General features: G+C 68.0%; 22 protein-coding genes. 7 read left to right on the top strand and 15 right to left on the bottom strand.

What is annotated here, in order from left to right; translation table 11 throughout:
* Positions 1-175 precede the first annotated feature (175 nt).
* On the bottom strand, positions 176-2,020 hold the full coding sequence (locus ACFSXZ_RS33140) for an acetolactate synthase large subunit (RefSeq protein WP_378269632.1): 1,845 nt from the start codon (positions 2,018-2,020) through the stop codon (positions 176-178).
* A 323-nt stretch (positions 2,021-2,343) separates the two neighbouring features.
* Between ACFSXZ_RS33140 and ACFSXZ_RS33135 the strand changes: the two genes are divergently transcribed.
* The gene (locus ACFSXZ_RS33135) at positions 2,344-2,784 is read left to right on the top strand and encodes a PH domain-containing protein (protein ID WP_378269631.1); all 441 of its coding nucleotides are present in this window, start codon (positions 2,344-2,346) and stop codon (positions 2,782-2,784) included.
* Between the two features lie 10 nt (positions 2,785-2,794).
* Positions 2,795-4,639 (top strand): dihydroxy-acid dehydratase, encoded by a 1,845-nt coding sequence (gene ilvD / locus ACFSXZ_RS33130; RefSeq protein ID WP_378269629.1) that lies wholly within the window; start codon positions 2,795-2,797, stop codon positions 4,637-4,639.
* 33 nt (positions 4,640-4,672) lie between these two features.
* Here the strand turns inward: ilvD and ACFSXZ_RS33125 are convergent, their stop codons facing one another.
* Together ACFSXZ_RS33125 and ACFSXZ_RS33120 are read right to left on the bottom strand one after the other, a co-directional pair.
* Entirely contained in the window at positions 4,673-5,311 is a 639-nt protein-coding gene (locus tag ACFSXZ_RS33125) for a DoxX family protein (RefSeq protein ID WP_378269627.1), read from the bottom strand.
* A 49-nt stretch (positions 5,312-5,360) separates the two neighbouring features.
* A complete protein-coding gene (locus tag ACFSXZ_RS33120; RefSeq protein ID WP_378269626.1) occupies positions 5,361-6,272 on the bottom strand; it encodes a 2-hydroxyacid dehydrogenase in 912 nt (303 codons plus the stop codon).
* A gap of 92 nt (positions 6,273-6,364) precedes the next feature.
* On the opposite strand from ACFSXZ_RS33120, the gene ACFSXZ_RS33115 reads away from it, so the two are divergent.
* Positions 6,365-7,555 (top strand): PQQ-dependent sugar dehydrogenase, encoded by a 1,191-nt coding sequence (locus ACFSXZ_RS33115; protein WP_378269625.1) that lies wholly within the window; start codon positions 6,365-6,367, stop codon positions 7,553-7,555.
* A gap of 57 nt (positions 7,556-7,612) precedes the next feature.
* On the opposite strand, the gene ACFSXZ_RS33110 is transcribed toward ACFSXZ_RS33115, so the two are convergent.
* From ACFSXZ_RS33110 to gatC, 4 genes are all read right to left on the bottom strand, one after another.
* On the bottom strand, positions 7,613-8,122 hold the full coding sequence (locus ACFSXZ_RS33110) for a hypothetical protein (RefSeq protein WP_378269624.1): 510 nt from the start codon (positions 8,120-8,122) through the stop codon (positions 7,613-7,615).
* Between the two features lie 38 nt (positions 8,123-8,160).
* Positions 8,161-9,666 (bottom strand): Asp-tRNA(Asn)/Glu-tRNA(Gln) amidotransferase subunit GatB, encoded by a 1,506-nt coding sequence (gene gatB / locus ACFSXZ_RS33105; protein WP_378269623.1) that lies wholly within the window; start codon positions 9,664-9,666, stop codon positions 8,161-8,163.
* A gap of 61 nt (positions 9,667-9,727) precedes the next feature.
* Entirely contained in the window at positions 9,728-11,230 is a 1,503-nt protein-coding gene (gatA, locus tag ACFSXZ_RS33100; protein WP_378269621.1) for an Asp-tRNA(Asn)/Glu-tRNA(Gln) amidotransferase subunit GatA, read from the bottom strand.
* On the bottom strand, positions 11,227-11,526 hold the full coding sequence (gene gatC, locus ACFSXZ_RS33095) for an Asp-tRNA(Asn)/Glu-tRNA(Gln) amidotransferase subunit GatC (protein WP_378269619.1): 300 nt from the start codon (positions 11,524-11,526) through the stop codon (positions 11,227-11,229). The genes gatA and gatC overlap by 4 nt, the downstream gene beginning before the upstream one ends.
* A gap of 233 nt (positions 11,527-11,759) precedes the next feature.
* Here gatC and ACFSXZ_RS33090 point away from each other — a divergent pair, with 233 nt between their 5' ends.
* The gene (locus ACFSXZ_RS33090) at positions 11,760-12,413 is read left to right on the top strand and encodes an amino acid-binding protein (RefSeq protein ID WP_378269618.1); all 654 of its coding nucleotides are present in this window, start codon (positions 11,760-11,762) and stop codon (positions 12,411-12,413) included.
* A 6-nt stretch (positions 12,414-12,419) separates the two neighbouring features.
* On the opposite strand, the gene ACFSXZ_RS33085 is transcribed toward ACFSXZ_RS33090, so the two are convergent.
* The 5 genes from ACFSXZ_RS33085 to ACFSXZ_RS33065 form a co-directional block, all read right to left on the bottom strand.
* Entirely contained in the window at positions 12,420-14,150 is a 1,731-nt protein-coding gene (locus ACFSXZ_RS33085) for an RNA-binding domain-containing protein (RefSeq protein ID WP_378269617.1), read from the bottom strand.
* A 292-nt stretch (positions 14,151-14,442) separates the two neighbouring features.
* Positions 14,443-15,402: an alpha/beta fold hydrolase gene (locus tag ACFSXZ_RS33080; protein WP_378269615.1), complete on the bottom strand. Its 960-nt coding sequence runs from the start codon at positions 15,400-15,402 to the stop codon at positions 14,443-14,445.
* Positions 15,403-15,426: 24 nt separating this feature from the next.
* A complete protein-coding gene (gene ligA / locus ACFSXZ_RS33075) occupies positions 15,427-17,556 on the bottom strand; it encodes an NAD-dependent DNA ligase LigA (RefSeq protein ID WP_378270083.1) in 2,130 nt (709 codons plus the stop codon).
* Positions 17,557-17,660: 104 nt separating this feature from the next.
* Positions 17,661-18,380, bottom strand: coding sequence for a hypothetical protein (locus ACFSXZ_RS33070; RefSeq protein WP_378269614.1), 720 nt, complete (start codon positions 18,378-18,380; stop codon positions 17,661-17,663).
* A gap of 12 nt (positions 18,381-18,392) precedes the next feature.
* Positions 18,393-19,412, bottom strand: a complete 1,020-nt coding sequence (locus tag ACFSXZ_RS33065) for a methionine synthase (RefSeq protein ID WP_378269612.1) — start codon at positions 19,410-19,412, stop codon at positions 18,393-18,395.
* Positions 19,413-19,597: 185 nt separating this feature from the next.
* Between ACFSXZ_RS33065 and ACFSXZ_RS33060 the strand changes: the two genes are divergently transcribed.
* From ACFSXZ_RS33060 to ACFSXZ_RS33050, 3 genes are all read left to right on the top strand, one after another.
* Positions 19,598-20,431, top strand: a complete 834-nt coding sequence (locus ACFSXZ_RS33060) for a nitrilase-related carbon-nitrogen hydrolase (protein WP_378269611.1) — start codon at positions 19,598-19,600, stop codon at positions 20,429-20,431.
* Positions 20,432-20,509: 78 nt separating this feature from the next.
* Positions 20,510-21,133: a phospholipid scramblase-related protein gene (locus ACFSXZ_RS33055; protein WP_378269610.1), complete on the top strand. Its 624-nt coding sequence runs from the start codon at positions 20,510-20,512 to the stop codon at positions 21,131-21,133.
* A gap of 57 nt (positions 21,134-21,190) precedes the next feature.
* Entirely contained in the window at positions 21,191-22,234 is a 1,044-nt protein-coding gene (locus ACFSXZ_RS33050; protein ID WP_378269608.1) for an MBL fold metallo-hydrolase, read from the top strand.
* A gap of 1 nt (position 22,235) precedes the next feature.
* Here ACFSXZ_RS33050 and ACFSXZ_RS33045 read toward each other — a convergent pair whose 3' ends face one another.
* The 3 genes from ACFSXZ_RS33045 to ACFSXZ_RS33035 form a co-directional block, all read right to left on the bottom strand.
* Positions 22,236-22,901, bottom strand: a complete 666-nt coding sequence (locus ACFSXZ_RS33045; protein WP_378269606.1) for a VC0807 family protein — start codon at positions 22,899-22,901, stop codon at positions 22,236-22,238.
* Between the two features lie 30 nt (positions 22,902-22,931).
* Complete coding sequence (locus ACFSXZ_RS33040; protein ID WP_378269604.1) at positions 22,932-23,405, bottom strand: MarR family winged helix-turn-helix transcriptional regulator; 474 nt, start codon at positions 23,403-23,405, stop codon at positions 22,932-22,934.
* Between the two features lie 110 nt (positions 23,406-23,515).
* Positions 23,516-25,315 (bottom strand): ABC transporter ATP-binding protein, encoded by a 1,800-nt coding sequence (locus ACFSXZ_RS33035; protein WP_378270082.1) that lies wholly within the window; start codon positions 25,313-25,315, stop codon positions 23,516-23,518.
* Positions 25,316-25,321 lie beyond the last annotated feature (6 nt).

Below are 25,321 nucleotides of genomic sequence, written 5' to 3'. Positions count from 1 at the left end.
CACCGGTTGATCATTCCCCCACTGCGCCTTTTTGCAGACGCGCCCACGCAAACGGGTAGACGGGCCGTGACCCGGTCAGCTCCGTGCGGGCAGGTACGGGGGCGACCCGCCTCCCCGTTGGCGTACCTCCGGGGGCGCGTCCTCCGGTCACCTTGAGAACGCAAGCGCCGGTTGATCATTCCCCCACCTCGTCGTCCTCGAAGAGGGGACGGATGCCCCGCGCCGCCATGACCTCGTCGTTGCCCGCGCCGGGGCCGACCATCGGCCAGACCTGGGCATCCTTGCCGACCACGAAGTCGATCACCACCGGGCGGTCGTTGATGTCCATCGCCCTGCGGATGACCTCGTCCACCTCTTCCCGGGTCTCGCACCGGAGTCCGGCGCAGCCCAGCGCCTCAGCGAGGAGGGTGAAGTCCGGGATGCGGTGCTTGTGCGTGCCGAGGTCGGTGTTGGAGTACCGCTCGGCGTAGAACAGGTTCTGCCACTGCCGGACCATGCCCAGGTTGCCGTTGTTGATCACCGCGACCTTGATCGGCGCGCCCTCGATCGCGCAGGTCGCGAGCTCCTGGTTGGTCATCTGGAAGCAGCCGTCGCCGTCGATGGCCCACACCTGCTTGTCCGGATGCCCGAACTGCGCGCCCATCGCGGCGGGCACGGCGAAGCCCATCGTGCCCAGGCCACCGGAGTTGATCCAGCTGCGCGGCTTCTCGTAGCGGACGAACTGCGCGGCCCACATCTGGTGCTGGCCGACCCCGGCCGCGTAGATCGCGTCCGGCCCGACGAGCGCGCCGATCCGTTCGATCACGTACTGCGGGGAGAGGGTGCCGTCGGAGGGCCATTCGTAGCCCGCCGGGAACGTGGTGCGCCAGGCGTCGATCTGGGTCCACCACGCGCTCAGATCGGGCTTCTCGGTGCGGTCGACCTCGGCCTGCACGGCCTCGATCAGTTCGGTGATGATCTCCGCGCAGTCCCCGACGATCGGCACGTCCGCCTTGCGGTTCTTGGAGATCTCCGCCGGGTCGATGTCGGCGTGCACCACCTTGGCCTCGGGCGCGAACGAGTCCAGCCGTCCGGTCACCCGGTCGTCGAAGCGGGCACCGAGCGCGACGAGCAGATCGGACCGCTGCATCGCGGCGACCGCGGCGACGCTGCCGTGCATGCCCGGCATGCCCAGGTGCTGCGGGTGCGAGTCCGGGAACGCGCCGCGCGCCATCAGCGTGGTGACGACCGGGATCCCGGTCAGCTCGGCCAGCGCCGCCAGCTCGGCGTGCGCCTCGGCCTTGATCACGCCGCCTCCGACGTAGAGCACCGGCCTGCGCGCCTGTGCGATGAGCCGGGCGGCCTCGCGCACCTGCTTGCCGTGCGGGCGCAGCGTCGGCCGGTAGCCGGGCAGGCGCATCTCCGGTGGCCAGGAGAACGACGTCGTCTCCTGGAGCACGTCCTTCGGGATGTCCACGAGGACCGGTCCGGGGCGCCCGGTCGCGGCGAGGTGGAACGCTTCGGCGATCACGCGCGGGATGTCGACCGGGTCGGTGACGAGGAAGTTGTGCTTGGTGATCGGCATCGTGATGCCGCAGATGTCGGCTTCCTGGAAGGCGTCGGTGCCGATCAGGGCGCGGGTCTGCTGCCCGGTGATGGCCACCACCGGCACCGAGTCCATGTTCGCGTCCGCCAGCGGGGTGACGAGGTTGGTCGCGCCGGGACCCGAGGTCGCCATGCACACCCCGACCCGGCCGGTGGCCTGTGCGTAACCGGTCGCCGCGTGGCCGGCGCCCTGCTCGTGCCGGACGAGCACGTGCCGGACCTTTGTGGAGTCGAGCAGCGGGTCGTAGGCGGGCAGGATCGTGCCACCCGGAATGCCGAACACGACCTCGACGCCGACCGCTTCGAGTGACCGAACAAGCGACTGCGCGCCGGTGACCCGTACGGGGGTGCCGGCGGGCGGAGCGGGCTTGGGGCGGGGCCCGAGCTGGGCGGGCGACGGGGTTCCCGGTGCCGGTCGCGACGTGGCGCTAGTCATCAGTTCTGCCTCGTGGATCTCGTGGATGCGGTCACTCGTTCGGGTGGTTCAGACGGTCGGAAAAGGCTCGGATATGGCTTGGGCAACAAAAAACCCCCGCCGACCATGAGGTCGCACGAGGGTCGCGCGTCGACGCAGGGCCAGTCCCTACGCGTCGACGCGCCAGGAAAGTACGATGCCGTTCTGCGGTTTCACGTTCATGACGTTAATGCCTGGTCGCACGCAGTGTCAACTCTGCGAGATCGTGATCCCGGATACTGGGCACTCCTAAAGTCGGAGGACCTGGGTGCGGCGGCCCGGCGGTGAAGGGGCACCATCATGGGGTGGCCCAAGAAAACGGACCGGAGGATCGGCGCGAACGCGGACGTAAGGCGGTGTTCCGCGTGCCCGGAACCGCTTTGCTCGCGGTGGTTCTCCTGATGGTGTGCCTGGTTCCGACGGCGTTTTCCGGTGTGCCCGGGCTGTGGGCGCTCTACGTCGTCCCGCTCGCGCTGATCGTGTTCGTCGTCCGCACGCGCACGGTGGCCACCGGTGAGGGACTGGCCGTGCGCACCATGTTCGGGCATCGCGAACTCCCCTGGGAGAGGCTCAAGGGCCTGGCCATCACCGGCCGGGCGAAGGTCAAAGCGGTCCTCACCGACGACACCGAGGTGCCGCTCCCGACCGTCCGCACGCGACACCTGCCCGTCATCTCCCTGGTCAGCGAAGGCCGGTTGAAGGACCCGTCCGGCCTCACCGACGACGAGGATCAGCCCCCGGCGTAACCTGAGGCGTATGCCTCAGTTGCGCTCCCGAACCACCACGCACGGCCGCAACGCCGCGGGCGCCCGCTCGCTCTGGCGGGCCACCGGTATGACCGACAGCGATTTCGGCAAGCCGATCGTGGCGATCGCCAACTCCTACACCCAGTTCGTCCCGGGCCACGTCCATCTCAAGGACCTCGGCGGCGTCGTGGCCGAGGCGGTGGCCGAAGCCGGCGGTGTGGCGCGGGAGTTCCACACGATCGCGGTGGACGACGGGATCGCGATGGGACACAGCGGCATGCTCTACTCGCTGCCTTCGCGGGAGATCATCGCCGATTCGGTCGAATACATGATCAACGCCCACCAGGCCGACGCGCTGGTGTGCATCTCCAACTGCGACAAGATCACGCCCGGCATGCTCAACGCGGCGATGCGGCTGAACATCCCCACCGTGTTCGTCTCGGGCGGGCCGATGGAGGCGGGCAAGGCGGTCGTCGTGGACGGCATCGCCCATCCCGCGAGCGACCTGATCACCACCATCTCCGCCTCCGCCAACGCCGCGGTGGACGAGGCCGGGCTGTCCGAAGTGGAACGGTCGGCCTGCCCCACCTGCGGCTCCTGCTCCGGCATGTTCACCGCGAACTCGATGAACTGCCTCACCGAGGCGCTCGGCCTTTCCCTGCCGGGCAACGGATCCACGCTGGCCACCCACGCCGCGCGCCGGGGCCTGTTCACCGAGGCCGGGCGCGTCGTGGTCGAACTGGCCAAACGGTGGTACGGCGAAGACGACGAAAGCGTGCTCCCCCGCTCGATCGCGAGCAAGCCCGCCTTCGAAAACGCGATGGCGCTGGACATGGCGATGGGCGGCTCGACCAACACGGTGCTGCACATCCTCGCCGCCGCACAGGAAGGCGAGATCGACTTCACCATCGACGACATCGACGCGATCGGCCGGAAGGTGCCGTGTCTGTCCAAGGTGGCGCCGAACTCGGATTATCACATGGAAGACGTGCACCGCGCGGGTGGCATCCCGGCGATCCTCGGCGAGCTCCATCGCGGTGGCCTCCTGAACACCGGTGTCCGGGCGGTGCACGCCGACAGCCTGGAAACCTGGCTGTCCGCCTGGGACATTCGCGGCGGGTCGCCGTCGCCCGAGGCGCTGGAGCTGTTCCACGCCGCACCGGGCGGGGTCCGCACCACCGAGGCGTTCTCCACGGAGAACCGGTGGTCCTCTTTGGACACCGACGCGGCGGCCGGATGCGTGCACGATGTCGCGCACGCCTACACCAAGGACGGTGGTCTGGCCATCCTGCGCGGCAACCTCGCGGAAAACGGCGCGGTGATCAAGTCGGCCGGGGTCGACGAATCGCTGTGGCGCTTCCAGGGCCCGGCGCGCGTGGTGGAAAGCCAGGAGGAGGCCGTCTCGGTCATCCTCGGCAAGAAGATCCAGCCCGGCGAGGTGCTGGTGATCCGCTACGAGGGTCCAGCCGGCGGCCCTGGAATGCAGGAAATGCTGCACCCGACCGCGTTCCTCAAGGGTGCCGGGCTCGGCAAGAAATGCGCGCTGATCACCGACGGGCGGTTCTCCGGCGGCTCGTCGGGCATCTCGGTCGGCCACATCTCGCCCGAGGCCGCGGCGCACGGCACCATCGGGCTGGTGGAAAACGGCGACCAGATCCTCATCGACGTCCACGAGCGCAAGCTGGAACTGCTCGTCGACGACAAGGTCCTGGCCGAGCGCCGCGCGAAGATGGAGGCCGCCGAACGCCCCTGGCAGCCCGCCGACCGGCAACGTCCGGTCACCGCCGCGCTGCGTGCCTATGCCCGGATGGCCACCTCCGCCGACACCGGCGCGGTGCGGGATCCGAGCCGGTAAAGACGACAGCTCCGCAGGGAGCGGGCGCCGTGGTCAGCGGTGGTGGAACAACAGCATCACCGCGACGGCCGCTCCTCCGCCGAGAACGATGCCGAGAATCGCGAAAGGCACCGGGTTGCGTCGCCACGGCGTGTTCACGTCCAGGGAAATCCGTCCCGGCCCGGTGAACAGCAGTCCGAGCGCGAACGCGCCCATCAGCGCGTGGTATTCGTAGCCTTTGCCACCGTCCAGGAAGTACCCGTCCGCATAGGTCAGGTACACCACGGCGGCGGAAACGCTCATCAGCGCGCCCGCGGCGGCCGGGGTGAACAACCCGATGATCAGCAGGGCGCCGCCCGCCACCTCGGCTAGGCCACCAAGCCAGGCCAGCAGCGTGGTCTGGCTGGTGAAACCCTGGTCGCCGAGAATCCGGGCGAACTCGTTGATGCCCGGGCCACCGAAGAGGCCGAAGGCCTTCTGCAGACCGTGCACACCCAGCGTGCCGCCGAGCGCGAGCCGCATGATCAGCAGTCCGAAGTCGAGACCACCGTGCCAGCGAGTTGCCGGACGGGTCTCGCCGTCGTAGCTGTCATAGTCGTCGTAATCGGAACTCCGGCTGGTCTCCGCGGAATCCGAGTAGCCGGAATTCGTGAAGAGGTTGCGCCTGCCGTAATCGTCGTCGTCAGCTGTCACGCGCGGCAGAGTAAGGCATCTCGCCCGAATACGCACGCATGGGTAGCGATCAGTATTCGCCGTGTACCAGATTGTGGAGCTGTTCGCCGCGGAGGTAGCGCTCGATTTCCCGCACCGCCACCGCGTACGCGCGTCCGCGTCCACCCCGCACCACACCACCCACATGTGGGGTGAGCAGCAGGCCAGGAGCCGTCCACAGTGGATGATCCTCGGGCAGCGGTTCGGGATCGGTGACGTCGAGCGCGGCCCGCAACCGTTTCGCGGTGAGCTCGGCGAGCAGTGCGTCCGTGTCCACCACGGGGCCACGGGCAGCGTTGACCAGCACCGCCCCGTCCGCCATGGCGGCGAGAAACCGCGCGTCGACCATGCCCCTGGTCCGCGAGGTGAGCGGGACCATCAACACCACCGCATCGTGTGACGGAAGCAATTCGGGCAGTTCATCCACCCCGTGCACGCCGTCGCGGGCGGTGGTCCCGACCATCGTCACCGAGACGTCGAACGGCTCCAGCCTGCGGCGCAGCTCCTCGCCCAGATCCCCGGCACCGACGATGAGAACCCGCTTGCCCAGCAACGTGTCGGTGGCGTGCTTGTTCCAGCGGCGCTCGGAGGCGGCCGCGGCGAAGTCGATCAGCTCGCGATAGACCGCCAGCAGCACCGCGACGACCCACTCGGCGGTACTACCGCCGTGCGCGCCCCGGCAGTTGGACAGCAACACCCCTTCGGGCACCACGTCGACCCAGGATTCCGCGCCCGCGGCCAGGAGCTGGATCAGCTTGAGGTTGGGAAACGCCGTGGCGAGATCTCCCGGTTCGGGCATCGGCGTCGCCGGAATCAGGATCTCCGCCTTGGCGGCTTCGGGCGGCAGTGGTTCGGCCCAGGAGAAGCGAACCGGCTGGACGCCGTCGAGTCCGGCCAGTTCGGTCAGGCCCTCTTCGTCCGGGACGAGGACGATCACACTCACGATGCCACGGTACTTACCCACCTCTCACGGTGGGAGACCTAAGCTGGGCTTTGGAAAGCCGTACGCTGTGATGTTGCCTACGCTGGAGACCTATGCGTGTTCGGATGGGGAGAGTTCCGTGGCTGATCGTGGTCTGCGGACTCGTGCTGTCCGGGTGCGCGCGGTTCGACGACCGCGCCGGAGGCCAGACCTACGTCCCGCAGCCGCAGTTGTCCGCCCCCGCGGGGCCGCAGCCCGAACTCCCTGAAATCGACGGCAACTCCGCCACCGGCGCGCCCGGGCCGGGCGCGCCGCGCAGCTCCGTCCCGCCCCCGCAGGGATGTACCGACTTCGACAAGGCGGTCATCGCGACCTGCCTGGACACGGTCACGGCGGTGGCCGCGCTACCCGGCGACCCGGCCTCACCGAACGCGCTGGCCGGTGAACGCAAGACCGGCCGCGTGCTGTGGGTCGCACCCGGCGGCAAGGCCGACGAGGTCGTGAAGGTGCCGGTCGATCCGGCCGGTGACGGCGGGTTGACCGGGCTCGCGCTGTCGCCCAGCTACGCCGAGGACCAGTTGGTCTTCGCCTACGTCACCACCGCGACCGACAACCGGGTGGTGCGGTTCACCAAGGGCCAGCAGCCCAAACCGGTCCTCACCGGCATCCCCAAGGGCTCGACCGGCAACCGGGGCGCCATCATGCCGCTCGGCCGCGCGCTCCTGGTCGCCACCGGTGACGCGGGCAACCCGGCCGCGGCCGCCGACCCGAACTCCTTGGCGGGCAAGGTGCTCCGCATCGACACGTCGGGCAACCCGGCGCCGGGAAATCCGATCGCGAGTTCGCGGGTGTACGCCGCCGGCCTGCATTCGCCCGGTGGCCTGTGCCGGTCGACGGACTCCTCGCGGGTGTGGGTGACCGACCGCTTGGCCACCAGCGATGTGCTCTTCCGGGTCCAGGGCGGCGGCTCGGTCGGCAATCCGGTGTGGACCTGGCCGGACCGCCCCGGGGTCGCGGGGTGCGTCGATGGCGACCAGTCGGTGCTCGTCGCCGCCTCGGTCGCGGGCAACCTCCAGAGCTTGCCGATCTCGGCCGACGGCTCCGTGGGCGGAACGCCGAAGATCACCATGGACGGCAAGACCGGCCCCAGCTACGGACGGCTCGCCGGGCTCAACCCGATCGACTCCCGCTACGCCGTGGCCGGCACGGTCAACCGGGACGGCGGCCGGCCGGTGTCCAGCGACGACCGGGTCGTGATCGTGCAGATCCAGCCCTCCGCCGCCGGAGGCGCCGGCAAGGACTGACCCCGGTCTCCGGGCTCGGGCGGAAGCAATGAATGTTGACTACGGAGTTGCTCCAGCTCAGGAGCGCTTCGGGCGGGTGCCACGGCGGCGGAGGGACCGCGCGTCCAGGATGGCGACCACCAGGGAGACGGCGCCGCCGGCCACCGCGAGGTAGCGACCGATGCCGGCGCTGGTGCTGATCCCGCCCTCGTTCAGGAGACCGAGCGTGTTCTCGTCGAACTCGTGCCCGATTGTCAGGGAACCGAACACCAGGAGCACCACGGCCACCGCGGCGGCGATCAGCCACAACTGCGGCAGTCCGCTGATCCGCGCGGTGCGGTTCTGGCCGAACAGCACCACCACGATCCCGGTCAACAGCAGCAGAATCGACGGGAACCAGGCGAGAAACCCCGTGGTCCAGGCATCGCGTGCGACGTCATCGGCGGGAAGCGCGCGCAACGCCTCCTCGACGTCCGGCCTTGTCGTGGACAGCGTGGTCCACGGCAGGAACAACGCCGCCACCGCGACCAGTCCCGCGCCCAACCCCACCCATTCACGCCAGCTGATCAGCTTCGGCGAAAACCCCATTCCTCAGGCCCTCCAACGGCCTCCACTACGAAGCTCCCCTACGAACCGACGCGCTCCAGGATCAGTTCGCGGACGCGCTTGGCGTCGGCCTGGCCCTTGGTCGCCTTCATCACCGCGCCGACGATGGCACCGGCGGCCTGCACCTTGCCCGACCGGATCTTGTCCGCGACGTCCGGCTGGGCGGCGAGTGCCTCGTCGACCGCGGCGAGCAGGGCCGAGTCGTCGGAAACGACCTTGAGACCGCGCTTTTCCACGACCTCGTCCGGCTCGCCCTCACCGGCCAGCACACCCTTGACCACCTCGCGGGCGAGCTTGTTGGTCAGCTCGCCCGAGGTGATCAGTTCGATGACGCGGGCCACCTGTACCGGGGTGATCGGCAGGGCGGTGAGTTCCACTTCGCGCGCGTTCGCTTCCTGCGCCAGGAAGTTCACCCACCAGCCGCGGGCCTCCCCCGGCTTCGCCCCGGCCGCGACCGTGGCCTCGACCTGGTCCACCGCGCCCGAGTTGAACAGGTCGCGCAGTTCCTCGGGGGTCAGCTCCCATTCGGTCCGGATGCGTTCGCGCCGTGCCGCGGGCATTTCCGGCAGGGTCTTGCGGAGCTCCTCGATCCACTCGGCCGAGGGAGCGATCGGCACCAGGTCGGGTTCGGGGAAGTAGCGGTAGTCTTCCGCGGTTTCCTTGACGCGGCCCGGCGACGTGCTGCCGTCGGCCTCCTGGAAGTGCCGCGTCTCCTGGACCACCTGGCCACCGCCGACCAGCACCGCGGCCTGCCTCGTCATCTCGTACCGGACGGCACGCTCGACGCTGCGCAGCGAGTTGACGTTCTTGGTCTCGGTGCGGGTGCCGAACTCCGCCGCACCCTTGGCCATCAACGACACGTTCGCGTCGCAGCGCAGGGAACCCTGGTCCATCCGGACGTCGGAGACGCCCAGCGCCCGCAGGAGGTCCCGCAGCGCGGTCACGTACGCGCGCGCGACCTCCGGTGCCCGCTGCCCGGTGCCCACGATCGGTTTGGTGACGATCTCGATCAACGGCACCCCGGCCCGGTTGTAGTCGAGCAGTGAGTGCTCCGCGCCGTGGATACGCCCGGTCGCGCCGCCCACGTGCAGCGACTTCCCGGTGTCCTCCTCCATGTGGGCGCGCTCGATGTGCACCCGGATGACCTCACCGTCGTCCAGCGTGACGTCGAGGTAGCCGTTGAACGCGATCGGCTCGTCGTACTGCGACGTCTGGAAGTTCTTCGGCATGTCCGGGTAGAAATAGTTCTTCCGGGCGAACCGGCACCACGGCGCGATCTCGCAGTTCAGCGCGAGCCCGATCCGGATCGCCGACTCCACGGCCTTGCTGTTGACCACGGGCAGCGCCCCCGGAAGACCGAGGCAGGTCGGGCAGACGTGCGTGTTGGGCTCTCCGCCGAACAGGTTGGGACAGCCGCAGAACATCTTCGTGGCGGTGTTGAGCTCGACGTGCACCTCGAGCCCGAGCACCGGGTCGAACCGGGCGACCACCTCGGCGTAGTCCATCAAGTCGGCCACCGCGGTCACGCTGTCACCTCCGCGCACTCACCGTAATAAGCCTGACAGCCGCGAGTTGACACAGGTGGTGTCATGCGGAAACCCCCTTCAGGTCCGGAACGCGGTCGAGCACGGGCTCGCGCGCCACCTCGAACGCGGCACCGACGCGGTAGAGCCGGTCGTCGGCCAGCGCGGGCGCCATGATCTGCAGCCCGACCGGCAGGCCGTCCTCGTCGGACAGACCGCTGGGCACGCTCATCGCGGCGTTGCCGGCGAGGTTCGAGGGAATGGTGCACAGGTCGGCGAGGTACATCGCCATCGGGTCGTCGACCCGCTCACCGAGCTTGAACGCGGTGGTCGGCGTGGTCGGGGAGACCAGCACGTCCACCCGCTCGAAGGCCGCGTCGAAGTCGCGCTTGATCAACGTGCGAACCTTCTGCGCGGAGCCGTAGTAGGCGTCGTAGTAGCCCGAAGACAGCGCGTAGGTGCCGAGCATGACGCGCCGCTTGACCTCCGCACCGAAGCCGGCCTCACGCGTGAGCGACATGACCTCTTCGGCACTGTGGCTGCCGTCGTCGGCGACGCGCAACCCGTACCGCATCGCGTCGAAGCGGGCCAGGTTCGACGAGCACTCGCTCGGCGCGATCAGGTAGTAGGCCGGCAGCGCGTAGGTGAAACTCGGGCACGAGACTTCGACGACCTCGGCTCCGAGGGAGGCCAGCAGTTCGACCGCGGCTTCGAAGGAACGCCGCACGCCGGGCTGGTAGCCATCGCCGCTGAACTCGGTGACCACGCCGACCTTGACGCCGGTCAGGTCCCCGCGCAGCCCTTCACGCGCCGCCGCGACCACGGGTGGCACGGGCGCGTCGATGGAGGTCGAATCACGCGGGTCGTGCCCGGCGATGACCTCGTGCAGCAGCGCCGCGTCGAGCACCGTCCGCGCGCAGGGACCTGCCTGGTCGAGCGACGAGGAGAACGCGACCAGCCCGTAGCGGGAAACGCCGCCGTAGGTGGGCTTCACCCCGACCGTGCCGGTCACCGAACCGGGCTGACGGATCGAGCCGCCGGTGTCCGTACCGATGGCCAGCGGCGCCTCGAACGCGGCGACCGACGCCGCGGACCCGCCCCCCGAGCCGCCCGGGATCCGCGCGTGGTCCCACGGGTTGTGCGTCGGGCCGAAGGCGGAGTTCTCGGTGGAGGAGCCCATCGCGAACTCGTCCATGTTGGTCTTGCCGAGGATCGGCACGCCGGCTTCGCGCAGTTTGCGGGTCACCGTGGCGTCGTACGGCGGAATCCAGCCCTCCAGCGTCCTCGAGCCGCACGTCGTCGGGATGCCGCGGGTGGTGAGGACGTCCTTGAGCGCCAGTGGAACGCCGGCGAGCGCGGACGCGGGTTCCCCCGCCTCGTCCACGGCGCGGGCGGCCGCGAGCGCGCCTTCGGCGTCGACGTGCAGGAACGCGTGCACGAAGTCGTCGACCTCGGCGATCCGGTCCAGGTGGGCCTGGGTCACCTCGACCGAGGAAACCTCGCGGGCGTGGATCTTCGCGGTCAGCTCGGCGGCGGTCAGTTTGGTGAGATCTGCCGACTCTGTCATTGTTCCTCCCCCAGGATCCGCGGCACCCGGAAACGGCCTTCCTCGGCGGCGGGCGCACCCGCGAGCGCCTCCTGCTGCGTCAGCCCGGGCTGGACGACGTCGGAGCGGAAGACGTTGGTCAGCGGGACGGCGTGCGAGGTCGGCGGGATGTCGTCGGCCGCGACCTCGCCGACCTTGGCCACCGCGTCCAGGATGTGGTCGAGCTGGCCTGCGAAAACATCCAGCTCTCCTTCGGTGACCGCCAGCCTGGCGAGCTTGGCGAGGTGTGCGACCTCTTCGCGGGATATGTTGGGCACGCGGGCTACTCCCGGGGTGTGCGGTGGTCGGTTTCGGGGCAACCGGAGGACCTGGGCGCAGGGTCCGGCCGTCGAACAAGTCTATGGCGAGCGCTGTTGCGAGCTCGACGGGGTTATGCACAGCTTGTACGCGAAAAGGTCTCGGATCGCGGACGGTGACTCCCCGTTCGCGCGCGGTTCTGCCACAATCAGCGGCCGGTATCCAGCAAGAGGCCCACAGAGAGGGGATCGCCTTGTCGTTCCTGATCCGGGTTCAGCTCCCGGACTCGCCGGGGACCCTGGGCGCGGTCGCCACGGCCCTGGGCCTGATCGGCGCCGACATCCTCAGTGTGGACGTGGTCGAGCGCCATGGTGGAATCGCGATCGACGACCTGGTCATCGAGCTTCCGTCCGGCCGCCTGCCGGACGCTCTCATCACTGCCGCGGAAAGCATCCCGGGAGTCGAGGTCGACGCCGTCCGCCCGTATGCCGGGTTGCTGGACACCCACCGCGAACTGGAACTGGTGGAGGAGATCGCGGCCCAGCCCGCGCGCGGCCTCGCCACTCTGGTCGAAGGCGTGCCGCGGGTCATCCGCGCCGGCTGGTCGATCGTGGTCGAGCAGGCCGACGAAGGCGTGCGACGGCTGGCTTCCTCCGGTTCCGCGCCGGAGGTACCGATCACCGATTTGCCGTGGCTGCCGCTCGAACGGGCGACCGTGCTGGACGCGGAGGAACCGTGGGTGCCCGAGACCTGGCAGGAGCTCGGCACCGAACTGGCCGCCACCCCGTTGGGCAAGCCGGGTAATGCCCTGCTCGTCGGGCGTCCGGGCGGTCCCATGTTCCGGGCCGCCGAGGTCGCCCGGCTCGCGCATTTCGCCGGCATCGTCGCCGTCGTCCTCGACGGCTGAGTGGGATCACTTCGAACGCGACGACCTTTTCTTGCGTCGTTTACTGTCCGGAAACTTCGGACCGGCCGAATACTTCACCGCGGTTCCTCGCTTCTGCGCGGAGCTGCGAGATATCATCTCTCGGCCGACCAGGTCGCGTAATATGTCGCGAGCCGCATATACGTCCACGTCGAACAGTCGCTGAATGGTCCTGTTGTTGATCTCCCCATAATCATTGATGTGATCGATTATTTTCTTGTCTATATCGTCCGTGGCGCGACTATGGTAAGCGACAGCACTCCCGAGCTGGGTTATCACCTCAGCGCGAAGCCGATAAGACGGATGTCGCCGGTTCATCGTCGCCCGGGTGGGCTCGAGAATGTTGACAGGGTCGGTGGAAAGCCTAAGGAGAGCGGCTTGCGCTTCTTCGTTGCTACGCTGTATCTCGGTAGCGATGACGTCCGCCTTGACCGTCTTCTTCTCACACAGATGGCGAACGATGAGCAGGGTGTCCGTGTCGTTCTGTTCGGATGGGGGAAGCGTGGCGAGAAATTTGGTGATCCTGACCTTCGGTGGCTGACCCCGGAAAAGCACCGAGACACGAAAGGAATCCTCGGCGATGATGGGAATGTCACGACCGGAACGGATCATTTCCCGGTACATCCGGTCAACACCCTGACCGACCTCCTCGGCAAGGCCCAGAATGCGGAATCCGGTTGCCAGTGCCGGAAATCTCGCTCTCGAACCGTGCGTCAGGATGTTGTTGATCGTGATACCGGAGACCAGAGGACCAGGAGAGTCGATGCGAAGATACTGCGGCGAGTGCTCAACCTGGATCGGCACACGCAGCCGCCAATCGCCATGGATGAACGCGTTCGCCAAAGCTTCACGGACGGCAGCGGAAGGATAGTCCTCGATGTGCAGTTGCTGACCATCAGGCAGCGTGACAGGAGTGATTCCTTGGCGGGTCCGAATTAGTTGGACCAGCTCTTCGAAGGCTGTTACTGCCGGCCCTGAAAGCTGAACAATGGTGTCGACCTCCCCTGATTGCGTCCGCTTGTGTTGATAGACGACGAGATCAGCGGGAGAATTCGCCCCCGGGCCACAAAAGAGGATCTCTCCCGACCGGGTGAGACAACCGTCGTCGGCCACCGCCTTCAAAATCCGCAGCAAATCCAGCTCACTGAAATCGGCATACCGTTGACGAGTGCGATCAGCGGAGCCCGCCAGAAGACGTCGAATATACCGAAGCGCCAGGGGATCGACTTCGTCGACCGCCCGCCCGCTGGAACCCGCAGACCAGTCTATACCTCTACGTTCTTCCGTCAGCCGGGCAACATCCGTCGGCCTCATGGGGATGCAGTCAGTATTTATTCTTTGATAAGTACAGCCTTTTGTGGTCGAGTAGACTTCCAACCCCTCGGGAACCCGCAACTCCAGAAGTCGCTTCTCCGCGAACGTCACTACTTCGACATCGACGAGTAGACCCGGGTTTGTCAGCTGGTGAATTCTGGATCGCAGGAAGGCAGCATCCAGGTCGCAACCGACGAAGGCTTCGTGGCCGGCCTTGTTACCGACCACTCCCACAACGATCGTGCCACCGGCGCCGTTGGCGAAACAGACCGCCGCCTCCGCGAGGTCATTGCAGGCCTCCTTCTGGTTCGGCTTCTGCTCTTTGAAGTCGAGTTTCTCGCTCTCAACTTTCGAGGCGGTCCTACCTGCGAGGACAGCCTCCAACTCCGCGAGCACGGTGGCCATGGTTTGAGGCTCCTTTGGGGGTAGTGTCACCAGTGACACTACCCCCAAAGACAGGCGAAGTCTTGTCACCACACCGGTCACATATGGACCACTCAGCGCGATCGCGAGCCAAGCTGAATCTCTCTTGACTTCGCTCGGCCTGCTTCCTCGAGACTGTCCTACCTGCGAAGGCAGCCTCGAGTGCGCCAGTGTCGTGGTCATCCTTTGAGCTTGCTTTGGGTAGGGTGTTATTTTAACACTTTCCCCAAAGGAGCTAGACGGTACGGGCCAAGTCGTCGACGCTTCGTACGGGCTATGCCACCAGGCCGAGGTCGAGCAACCAGTCGGTGACCGTCGTGACGTAGGTCGCCGGGTCGTGGTCGTGCATCGAATGCGGCATCTCCGGGAAGGCGCGGTAGGTGAACGAGTTGCCCGCGCCTTCGACGAGCTTGCCGACGTAGGAGACCTGCTGATCCGAGATGGCACCGATCAGGTTCCCGGTGGCGGGGTCGAGGTAGTGGGCGTGGTGGGTGAACAGCACCGGCGCCTTGACCTGGGACAGCATGGTTTCGTGGTCACAGGTGAGCGCGACGCGGCCGGACCAGAAGGCCTCGCCCCACTCCGGGTCGTACTCGCGGAGGTTCTGCGGCACTCCCGCCGGCCGATCCTCCTTGTTCGCCTGCCCGAAGGGCAGCCATCCGGGCAACTCGGTGGCCATGGCCTTCGCCATGCCTTCGACGTCACCGATGGACCATTGCGAGCCGAGCCACTTGTGCCAGAGCCGGAAGATCGAGCCGGCGCCCTGGCGGACGGACTGGCCGACCGCCGGGTTCACTTCGGAGGAGAACAGCGGGGCGTCCTCGTAGACGGCGGCGCGGAGTTGCCCGGGCGCCGCGAAGGCGGACAGCCAGGCCGCGATCACGCCGCCCGAGGACAGTCCGCTGACCACCACCGGGCGGCCGATCACCCGGTCGATGAACCGGACCAGGTCGTTGCCGAAGAGATCCAGGCTGTAGCGGCCGGGTGTCCAGGTCGAGCGGCCCTGTCCGCGGAGGTCCACGGCGTAGACCTGGTACCGCTCGGCGAGCAGCGGCATCGCCTTCTCATAGCCCCACCATGACTCGCTCTGGGCGGGGACGAGGAGGATCGCCGGGTTCGCCGGGTCGCCCGCCACCGCGTAGTTCATGCGGATCTCGCCGAGGTCCACCGTGTGTTCCGGGTAGCCGTGCCCGACGAAGATGTCCGGGTGATCGCCGGCCTCCAGGTAGTTCACCGCCGAAGTCCTTTCGAGGCAGAGTCAGGTGGCCGGGCCCGCTTCTTCGGCGGGCAGTGCGACCTCCGCGGCGGCCTCGGGGCCGCGATCGAGCAGGACCTGGAAACCGGACTCGTCGAGCACCGGCACCTTCAACTGAACCGCCTTGTCGTACTTGGACCCCGGCGCGTCACCGACCACCACGAACGCCGTCTTCTTGGACACCGACCCCGCGGCCTTCCCGCCCCGCGCCATGATGGCCTCCTTGGCCTCGTCGCGGGAAAAGCCGTCCAGCGAGCCGGTGACCACGATGGAGAGCCCCTCCAGGTTCCGTGGCACGCTCTGGTCGCGTTCCTCGGCCATGCGGACCCCGGCCCGCCGCCACTTCTCGACGATCTCGCGATGCCAGTCGACCTCGAACCACTCGCGGACCGCGTGCGCGATGGTCGGACCGACGCCGTCCACGCCGGCCAGCTCCTCCTCGCCGGCCGCCTCTATCGCCTCCAGTGAGCCGAACTCCCGGGCAAGCGCCTGCGCGGCCGTGGGACCCACGTGCCGGATGGACAGCGCCGCGATGACCCTCCACAGCGGACGGTCCTTGACCGCCTCGAGGTTGGCCAGCAGCTTGCGGCCGTTGGCCGACAGGCCACCTTCCTTGGTGCGGAACAGTTCGACGCCCAGCAGCGCCTCCTCGTCGAGGCCGAAAATGTCGCCCTCGTCGGCCACGACCTCCGACTCGACCAGCGCGGTGGCCGCCTCGTAGCCGAGCACCTCGATGTCGAAACGACCCCGCCCGGCGAGGTAGAACAGCCGCTCCCGCCGTTGCGCGGGGCAGAACCGCGCGTTCGGACAGCGGATGTCGACATCGCCTTCCTTCTGGTAGGCCAGTTCGGTGCCGCACTCCGGGCAGCGGTCCGGCATCACGAACCTGCGCTCGTCGCCGGTGCGCACGTCGACCACCGGCCCGAGCACCTCGGGAATCACGTCCCCCGCCTTGCGAATGACCACCCGGTCGCCGATCAGGACGCCCTTGCGCTTGACCTCCTCGGCGTTGTGCAGGGTGGCCATCGCGACCGTGGAGCCCGCCACCTTGACCGGTTCCATCACCGCGAACGGCGTGACGCGACCGGTCCGCCCCACGTTGACCTGGATGTCGAGCAGCTTGGTGGTCGCCTCTTCGGGCGCGAACTTGTACGCGATCGCCCAGCGGGGCGCGCGCGAGGTGGTGCCGAGCCTGCGTTGCAGGGCGACCTGGTCCACCTTCACGACGATGCCGTCGATCTCGTGCTCGGCGTCGTGGCGATGCTCGCCCCAGTACCGGAGGTGCTCCAGCAGCCCCTCCGCGGTGTCGACCACCTTGGTGTGCGTGGAGACCGGCAGGCCCCACGCGGCCAGCGCGCGATAGGACTCCGACTGCCGGACCGGCTCGAAACCGTCGCGCCTGCCCAGGCCGTGGCAGATCATCCGGAGCCTGCGGCTGCGCGTGACCCGTGGATCCTTCTGCCGCAACGACCCCGCCGCCGTGTTGCGCGGGTTGGCGAACGGCGGCTTGCCCGCCTCGACCAGCTTGGCGTTCAGCTCGGTGAAATCCTCGACCCGGAAGAACACCTCACCGCGGACCTCGACCAGTTCGGGCACCGGGAACTCGTCGGTGCCGGTGAGCCGCTCGGGCACCTGGTCCAGCGTGCGGACATTGAGGGTGACGTCCTCACCCGTGCGGCCGTCGCCCCGCGTGAGCGCGCGGGTGAGCCGCCCCCGCTCGTAGAGCAGGTTGATCGCCAGCCCGTCGATCTTCAACTCGCACAGGTACTGGGTGGAGCCGCCGACCTCGCGCTCCACCCGGTCCACCCAGGCGAGCAACTCGTCGGTGTCGAACACGTTGTCCAGGCTGAGCATCCGCTCCAGGTGGTCGTAGGCGGCGAACTCCGTGGAGAACGTGCCGCCCACGTTCTGCGTCGGCGAGTCCGGGGTGATCAGGCCCGGGAACTCGGCCTCCAGCTTCTCCAGCCGGTGCAGCAGTTCGTCGAACTCGCCGTCGGAGATCGTCGGTGAGTCCAGCACGTAGTAACGGAACTGGTGGCCGCGGATCTCCTCCGCGAGCGCGCCGTACCGCTCGCGCACGTCGGCGGGCACGTCCGTGACGTCCTGCGCGGTGCCTTCGGCAGCGGCGTCGATTTCGGAGGTGACAGCAGTGGTAGCTGTAACGTCGCGGGCTTCTTCCACGGCTTCTCACTCTAGCCGCGACCACCGACAGTCTCAGTGCCCGCGACGAACGCCGGTCATTCCGAGGCAGGTGACTCGCGATTCGCGGGCAGCTTTTCGGTGAGACGGCGCTCGAGGCCCCGCACCAGATCCCGCAATTCGAGTAACGTGATCGCCCCTTCGGGCTCACTTTCGGCGACTTCCACCCGGCGCAGCCGTTCGCCGGCGAGCCGCTCGCCGAGCGTGGCGTCCAGCGGCAGGAAGGTCATCGCCGAACGCGCCGCCTCGTCCAGCCCGGCCAGCCGGGGATGGTGCACCACGACGTCGACCACCGAGTCCACGTCGTCCACCATGGCCACGACCCGCACGTCGGCCAGGGAGATCCGATGCTCGCCGAGATTCACCGTGACCCCGGTGGGGTCGGGTACCGGCGGCACCGAGTCGTGGTACTCCCAGATGGCGTCCTCGTCGGGCGCGGCGGCCCGCCAGGCATCGGTGTAGGGGCGCAGGGCGGGATCCTCCTGTCCCGTCACCACCAGCGCGTACACCGCGCGCTGGCCGCGTTCCAGGGAGAAGTGGAGCCCGGGATGGAGCCCGGCCACGAGCCGGCACAGCGCGTGCTCGACGCGATGGGGCTCGCGGTCGCCGAGCGCGGCGTTGACCTCCGGCAGCAGGGTGAACCAGCCCCGCCAGAACTCGGCCGCCGCGGCCTCGGGATCCTCCGGTACCGGCTGGTCGGGCCAAACCGTGCGAGGATCCGGAACCTCTTGCCTGGCACGGCGACGAAACAGTCGCATCGTCTGCAGTTTCTACCAGCCTTCAGGTGGTTCGAGGAATGCTTTACCGACATCCCGGGTCAGCGACAGCGCGCGCCGCAGCCACGCCGGCTTCGCGCCGGCCAGTCCGCACACCGGTGTCGCCACGGCACGTTCGGCGAGTATGGCGCGGTTGAAACCGAGGTGGTCCACCAGCCGGAACGCGGGCGCGGCGACGTCACGCAGGCTTGGTGGCGTCCCCGGTTCGGCGGCCGGGACCAGGCCCAGGAAAAGCGTCGTGCCGCTGTCCCAGGTCTCCCCGATTTCGTCGAGCAACTGAGCGGGTGAGCCGTCGAGCAGCGTCGCATCGAGTGACAGCGCGCCCGCCCCCGTGGACCGCAACAACCCGACCGGCGGGCGCGACGCGCAACAGTGCAGCACGACCGGTTGCCCGGTGATCGCCCCGGCGCGCTCCACGACGGTCACCAGCAGGTCGCGGGCCTCCGGCTCGGCGACCGCCGGAACGGAACCGTAGCCCGACGGCGTCGGCAGCGTCCCGGCCAGGATCCGCGGCAGCGTGGGCTCGTCGAACTGCACGACCACCTCGGCGCCGGTGCGGGCCTTCAACTCGGCGACGTGGCCGGCCAGTCCCTCCAGCATGGACTCGGTGAACTCGCGGACCGCGCCGCGGTCGGTCAGCACCCGGTGACCGCGCGGGAGTTCGATGCCGGCCGCCAGCGACCACGGTCCGGCCACCTGGGTCTTGAGCACCGGCAGGCGGGCGTCGCCGACCGCGTCGAGGTCCCAGCGCAACAGATCGACGGCGCGGCGGTGGTCCCGCCCCGGGTGCGCGGTGACCCGGTACCCGCTGGGCACCACCTCGACCGCCAGATCGACCAGGAGCGCGGCCGTCCTGCCGATCATGTCGGCGCCGACCCCCCGGCCGGGCAGTTCGGGCAGGTGCGGGAACTCGGGCAGTTCACCGAAGACGACGGCGGCGGCCTCGGCCACGTCGGTGCCCGGCATGGAGCCGATACCGGTCGCGGCGCCGGGCGGCCAGGGATGTTCGCTCACCCGGCCATTGTGGATCCTCCCGCGGGCGGCCCCGGCAACCGCCCTCGGTGTTTCGCCCGGGTAAAACCTGGGTCCGCCACCAGGACCGGGGCCTCGCCACGGGCAGCGCACTCCCGTACCTTTCCCGCAAAATCGAGGAAGAGGATCGGCCTGGGAAGGTCGCAGAACAGGAGGAGGTGACAAGCATGAGGGTGGCGCTGGCACAGACCGACTGCCGGCTCGGCGATGTGGCGGGAAACCTGGTCACCACGGAGCGGCTGATCAAGGAAGCCGCCGCGGACGGTGCGGACCTGGTGGTCTTCCCGGAACTGAGCCTCACCGGCTACGCACTCGGGCAGCTGGCCGACGACATCTCGCTGTGGCCCGACGACGAGCGGCTCGCCGAACTGTCCCGGCACGGGCCCGACGTGGTCATCGGGCTGCTCGAGGACGGCCGCATCCGGCGGCACAACTCGGCGCTCTACTTCTCGGGCGGCGAACTGGTGCACAACCATCGCAAGCTCTACCTGCCCAACTACCTGATCTGGGAGGAGCGCAAGCACGCCAGTCCCGGCCAGCACATGCGCGCCTTCGACACGCGCTTCGCCCGCATGGCCACCCTGATCTGCAACGACGCCTGGCAGCCGATGCTGCCCTGGCTCGCGGCGCAGGACGGGGCGGAAATCCTGGTCGTGCCGACCAATTCCGCGGCCAAACTGACCGGCGGCTCGTTCGACCCGGCCGAGTACTGGCACGACCTGCTCACCTTCACCGCCCGCATGCAGCAGTGCTGGGTGATCTTCGTCAACCGGGTGGGTGACGAAGCCGGCGTCCGGTTCTGGGGCGGCTCACGCGTGGTCGACCCGTGGGGTTCGGTGGTGGCCACGGCACCGACCTGGGAGGAGGCCCTCATCATGCTCGACATCGACCACACCGCGGTACGGCGGCGTCGCCGTGAGATTCCCCTTCTCGCGGACGCGAGGCTGGGATTGCTGCGGCGCGAGCTGGAACGGTTGATAAACGAAAGCGGCACAGATTAGCGACCGAAATCGGGACATTACCGTGCAATTCGCCGCGACGCTCCCGCGGCGGGTTTTCCGTGGCTACGCTCTAGCCACATGACGAGTCATTCCCGGCAGGCGGGCGGTGGCACCCTGTTCACCGAACCGGTGCTGGTGGTGAACCAGAAGGCCCGGCTGATCGAAGCCGCCAGCGAATTCGCGATCTTCGATCAGCACGGGCACCCGCTGGGAACCGTGGTCGAGCTGCCGCAGAGCCTGCTGCGGAAAGCCGTCCGCACGCTGAAAAAATACGACAGGAATCCGAAACACCGGTTTGAAATTCACGATATGGGCGGCAGCGTCGTGCTGAAGCTGGCCAGACAGGCGAAAACACCGGCGGACCTCGTCGTGACCCGTGCCGACGGGACCCCGATCGGCGAAATGACCCAGGGGCACCTCGTCGGGCGCCCGGGTTTCACGTTCACCGCGAACGGCCGGCGAGTCGGCGGTATCGAGGCGGACGACGGGCGGTCCTGGGACTTTTCGATCACCGACTCCTCGGGCGCCGAGGTCGCCCGGGTCACCAAGTCCTTCCAGGGCAAGCTCAAGGAAGCGTTCGCCGCGACGGACAACTACGTCGTCGAGATGCACCGGCACATCGCCGAACCACTGGCCAGCTTGGTGCTCGCCGCCGCACTGACCGTGGACAAGGCATTGAAAAAGGACAAAGAGCACAAGTGACCGGAGTCTCACCCGTGCAGGTGGACATCGGGACACTGATCGTTTCACAGTGAGTCGGTGCATCCCGTCGCCGAAGACAGCGCTCACGCATGGACCGAGCCCGGTATCTACCAGGTGGCGCCCGGCGTCTACCGGATCCCGCTCCCGCTGCCCAACGACGCACTGCGTGCGGTCAACGTCTACGCCCTCACCGACGGTGCGAACCTGGTCCTGATCGACTCCGGCTGGGCGCTCGCCGAAGCGCGTGAGCGGCTGGCCGTCGCGCTCAAGGGGATCGGGGCCGAACTCGGCGATGTCGGCCAGTTCCTGATCACCCACGTGCATCGCGATCACTACACGCAGGCCGTCGCCCTGCGCCGCGAGTTCGGCGGGAAGATCGCCCTGGGCCAGTTCGAAGAACCCTCGCTGAAGCTGTCCGCCGATCCCGACGGCACCCCTCTGAGCCCCCAGCTCGCCCTGTTACGCCAAGCGGGCGCACAGCCGCTGATCGAGGAGATGCTGAGCCTGTTCGGCCTGCGGAAGCGCTCCGCCGAGGCGGAAATCTGGGAGAGCCCCGATGAATGGCTGACGCCGGGGCGGCGCAGCGTGCTCCCCGGTCGCGAGCTGGACGTGGTGCACACTCCCGGTCACACCGCCGGTCACGTGATCTTCGACGACGGCGCGGCCGGCCTGATGTTCACCGGCGACCACGTACTGCCGCACATCACCCCCTCGATCGGATTCCAGCCGCAGGTCAGCGACCTTCCGTTGCGCGACTTCCTGGATTCGCTGCGGCTGGTGCGCGGCATGCCGGACCGGAAGATGTTGCCCGCACACGGAAACGTCGCGGACAGCGTGCACCGGCGCGTCGACGAACTGCTCGACCACCACGAGGAACGGCTCACGGTCACCGCGGACACCATCGTGGCGGGCGCGACCACGGCCTACGAGGCGGCGGTGCGGATGACGTGGACGCGACGAGGGCGCTCACTCGGCGAACTGGATCCCTTCAACCGGATGCTCGCCGTGAACGAGACGCGCGCGCACCTGGATCTGCTGGTGTACCAAGGGAAACTGGCCTCCACAGAGGACGACGGTGTGCGCTGCTACCGGCTCCCCTGAGTCAGCCCGGCTGCCGGGCACTCACCAACTCCTGGTGGTGTTGCTCGATGACCGGGCGAAGGGGACGCATGAGCAGCCGGGTACCGACGAGCGCCGCCAACACCAGAACCACGAGCGGCACCGTGGAGAGCATCACTGAGGCGCTCACCCGCTCCGGCGTAAGGCTGTACACCACGACCACTCGCACCACCGCGTCGGCCAGGAAGGCCACGCCCCAAAAGGCGGTTACAACCCGGAGCGCCCGCCGGAAGCGGTCGGATCGGTGCCAGGACAGCTCGTAAGCGCGCAGCCGATCAGGATCACCCTTGGTGACAAACGGTTTTCCGGATTCGTAGCAGAGCGGTCGTCCGATGAAACAGGTCACGAGGGTGTAGCCACCGGCGACCGCGATGTACAGCGATGGCTTGAGCAGCACGATTCTCGGATCCCGCGTGGTGAACAGCAGCCCGATCGACAGCGCGACCTCCAGCACGACGAGCAGGCCGAGAACATCGAGTTTGCCGCGGCGGGCGGTGTTGATCGCGGCGTAGGCACCGGTGGCCGAGCCGGCGATGGTCAGCGCCCAGAAGTCGCTCAGCCCGCCGATGCCATGGAGCAGAAAGTAACCGCCGATAGGCAGGACGAGGTCGAGTAGGACCGGTGTGATGGTACGGATCTTGCTATTCACTGTCTTATCCCCCATTATCACGTCTGCCGCTTAGCTCTCGCGCTGTTGCCAGGGGCGGCCAGCGGGTCTTCGCTCGCGGCGTTTTGTCTCGGCGACGGATTCCTCCAACCGCGTCAGCAGACTGCCGAGCAGGCGCACATCCTCGGCATCCCAGTCCGCCAGGAAGGTGTCGAAGCGCTCCAGCCCTAACCGGGTCAGCCGGTGCACCTCCGCCCACCCGGGATCGGTCAGCGTGATGACGCAGGATCGCCGATCCGCCGGATCCGCTCGCAGCCGCACGAACCCGTCGTCTTCGAGCGTCCGGGTCTGCCGGCTGATCGAGGACTGGTGGACACCCAGTTCGCTCGCCAGTTCCGACGGACGTACCTCCCCGCGCACCGCCGCCTGCTGGAGAATCGCCTGCCTGGTCGGGTCGATGAGCCGGCGCTGCTGGCGCCGCATCGTCTCGGCGATCCGCGCCAGCGGGTAGACGAGAAGTTCGAGGTCCTTGTCGCTATGCCGCACCCACGCCATGATAATATACATGCGTCACGCAAGCAAGTAAGTGAGGGCAGTATAGTCCCGGTCCAAAGTGGACTGCTCCGGGCGCTCGAAGGAGCGCCCGGAGCTACCTCTCAGGCCGTGGCCGCGAACTGCGCCGAATACAGGCGGTGGTAGGCGCCGTGGGCGGCGAGCAGTTCGTCGTGGGTGCCCTGTTCGACGATCCGGCCCGACTCCATGACCAGGATGAGGTCGGCATCGCGAATGGTGGACAACCGGTGTGCGATGACGAAACTGGTGCGCTCCGAGCGCAACGCCGCCATCGCGTGCTGGACGAGCGATTCGGTGCGGGTGTCGACCGAACTGGTCGCCTCGTCGAGGATCAGCAGGGACGGTCCGGCCAGGAACGCGCGCGCGATGGTGAGCAACTGCTTCTCCCCCGCGCTGACGTTGCTGCCCTCGTCGTCGATCACCGTGTCGTAGCCGTCCGGCAGGGTGCGCACGAACCGGTCGGCGAAGGCGGCCTTCGCCGCGGCCACGATCTCCTCCTCGGTGGCGTCCGGCCTGCCGTAGGCGATGTTGTCCCGGATCGTGCCGCCGAAGAGCCAGGTGTCCTGCAGCACCATGCCGATCCGCGAACGCAGGTCCTCTCGCCGCAGCCGGGTGATGTCCACGCCGTCCAGCGTGATCGTGCCCGCGTCCAGCTCGTAGAACCGCATGATCAGGTTGACCAGCGTGGTCTTCCCGGCCCCGGTCGGCCCGACGATCGCCACCGTCTGCCCCGGTTCGGCCACCAGCGAAAGGTGTTCGATCAGCGGTTGGTCGGCACGGTAGGAGAAACTCACGTCGTGGAATTCGACCCGGCCGTGCCGCCCGGCGGGCTGGAGCGAGTCCACCGCGTCGGGCTCCTGCTCCTCGGCGTCGAGCAGTTCGAAGACCCGCTCGGCCGACGCGACCCCGGACTGCATGAGGTTCGCCATCGACGCCACCTGGGTCAGCGGCTGCGTGAACTGCCGGGAGTACTGGAGGAACGCCTGCACCTCGCCCAGGCTCATCGTGCCGGAGGTGATCCGCAGCCCGCCGACCACCGCGACGACCACATAGCTCAGGTTCGACATGAACATCATCGCCGGCATGATCAGGCCGGAGATGAACTGCGCGCCGAGCGCCGCGCCGAACAGATCGTCGTTGCGCTTGCGGAACTCGGCCTCGGACTCCGCCTGCCTGCCGAACACCTTGACCAGGTTGTGCCCGGTGAAGCTCTCCTCGATATGGGCGTTGAGACCACCGGTGTGCTTCCACTGCGCGACGAACATTTTCTGGGAGCGCTTCCCGATCCGGCCGGTGAGGAACACCGAAACCGGGATCACCGCCACCGCGATCAGCGCGAGCACCGGCGAGATCGTCACCATCATCACCAGCACGCCGACGACCGTGAGCACGGAGACCAGCAACTGGCTCAAGGTCTGTTGCAGCGTCAGCGAAATGTTGTCGATGTCGTTGGTGACCCGGGAGAGCAGCTCGCCTCTCGGCTGGCCGTCGAAGTAGCGCAACGGAAGCCGGTTCAGCTTGTCCTCGACATCGGCCCTCAGCCGGAACACCACCCGTTGCACCACACCGTTGAGCATCCAGCCCTGCGCCAGGCCGAACAGCGAGGAGGCCAGGTACAGCGACAACACCCAGGCCAGCACCCGCGCCAGCGCGGTGAAATCCACCCCGGCACCGGGCACGTGATGCAGGCGCGCGAGGACGCCGTTGAAGATCACGTCGGTCGCCTGTCCCAGGATCTTCGGTGACGCGACCGAGAATCCGACGCTGGTCACGCTCAGCGCGACGACGACGGCGAAGGTGAACCTTTCCGGGTAAAGGCGTTTCATCAGCCGCTTGGCCGACGGCTTGAAGCTTTTCGCTTTGCTGACCGGCATTCCCCCCATGCCGGG

It is taken from the genome of Amycolatopsis pigmentata, from assembly GCF_042684065.1.
Taxonomy (GTDB): domain Bacteria; phylum Actinomycetota; class Actinomycetes; order Mycobacteriales; family Pseudonocardiaceae; genus Amycolatopsis_E; species Amycolatopsis_E pigmentata.
Note: the sequence above shows the minus strand (reverse complement) of the source record. Positions and strands in the feature narration are given on the sequence as shown.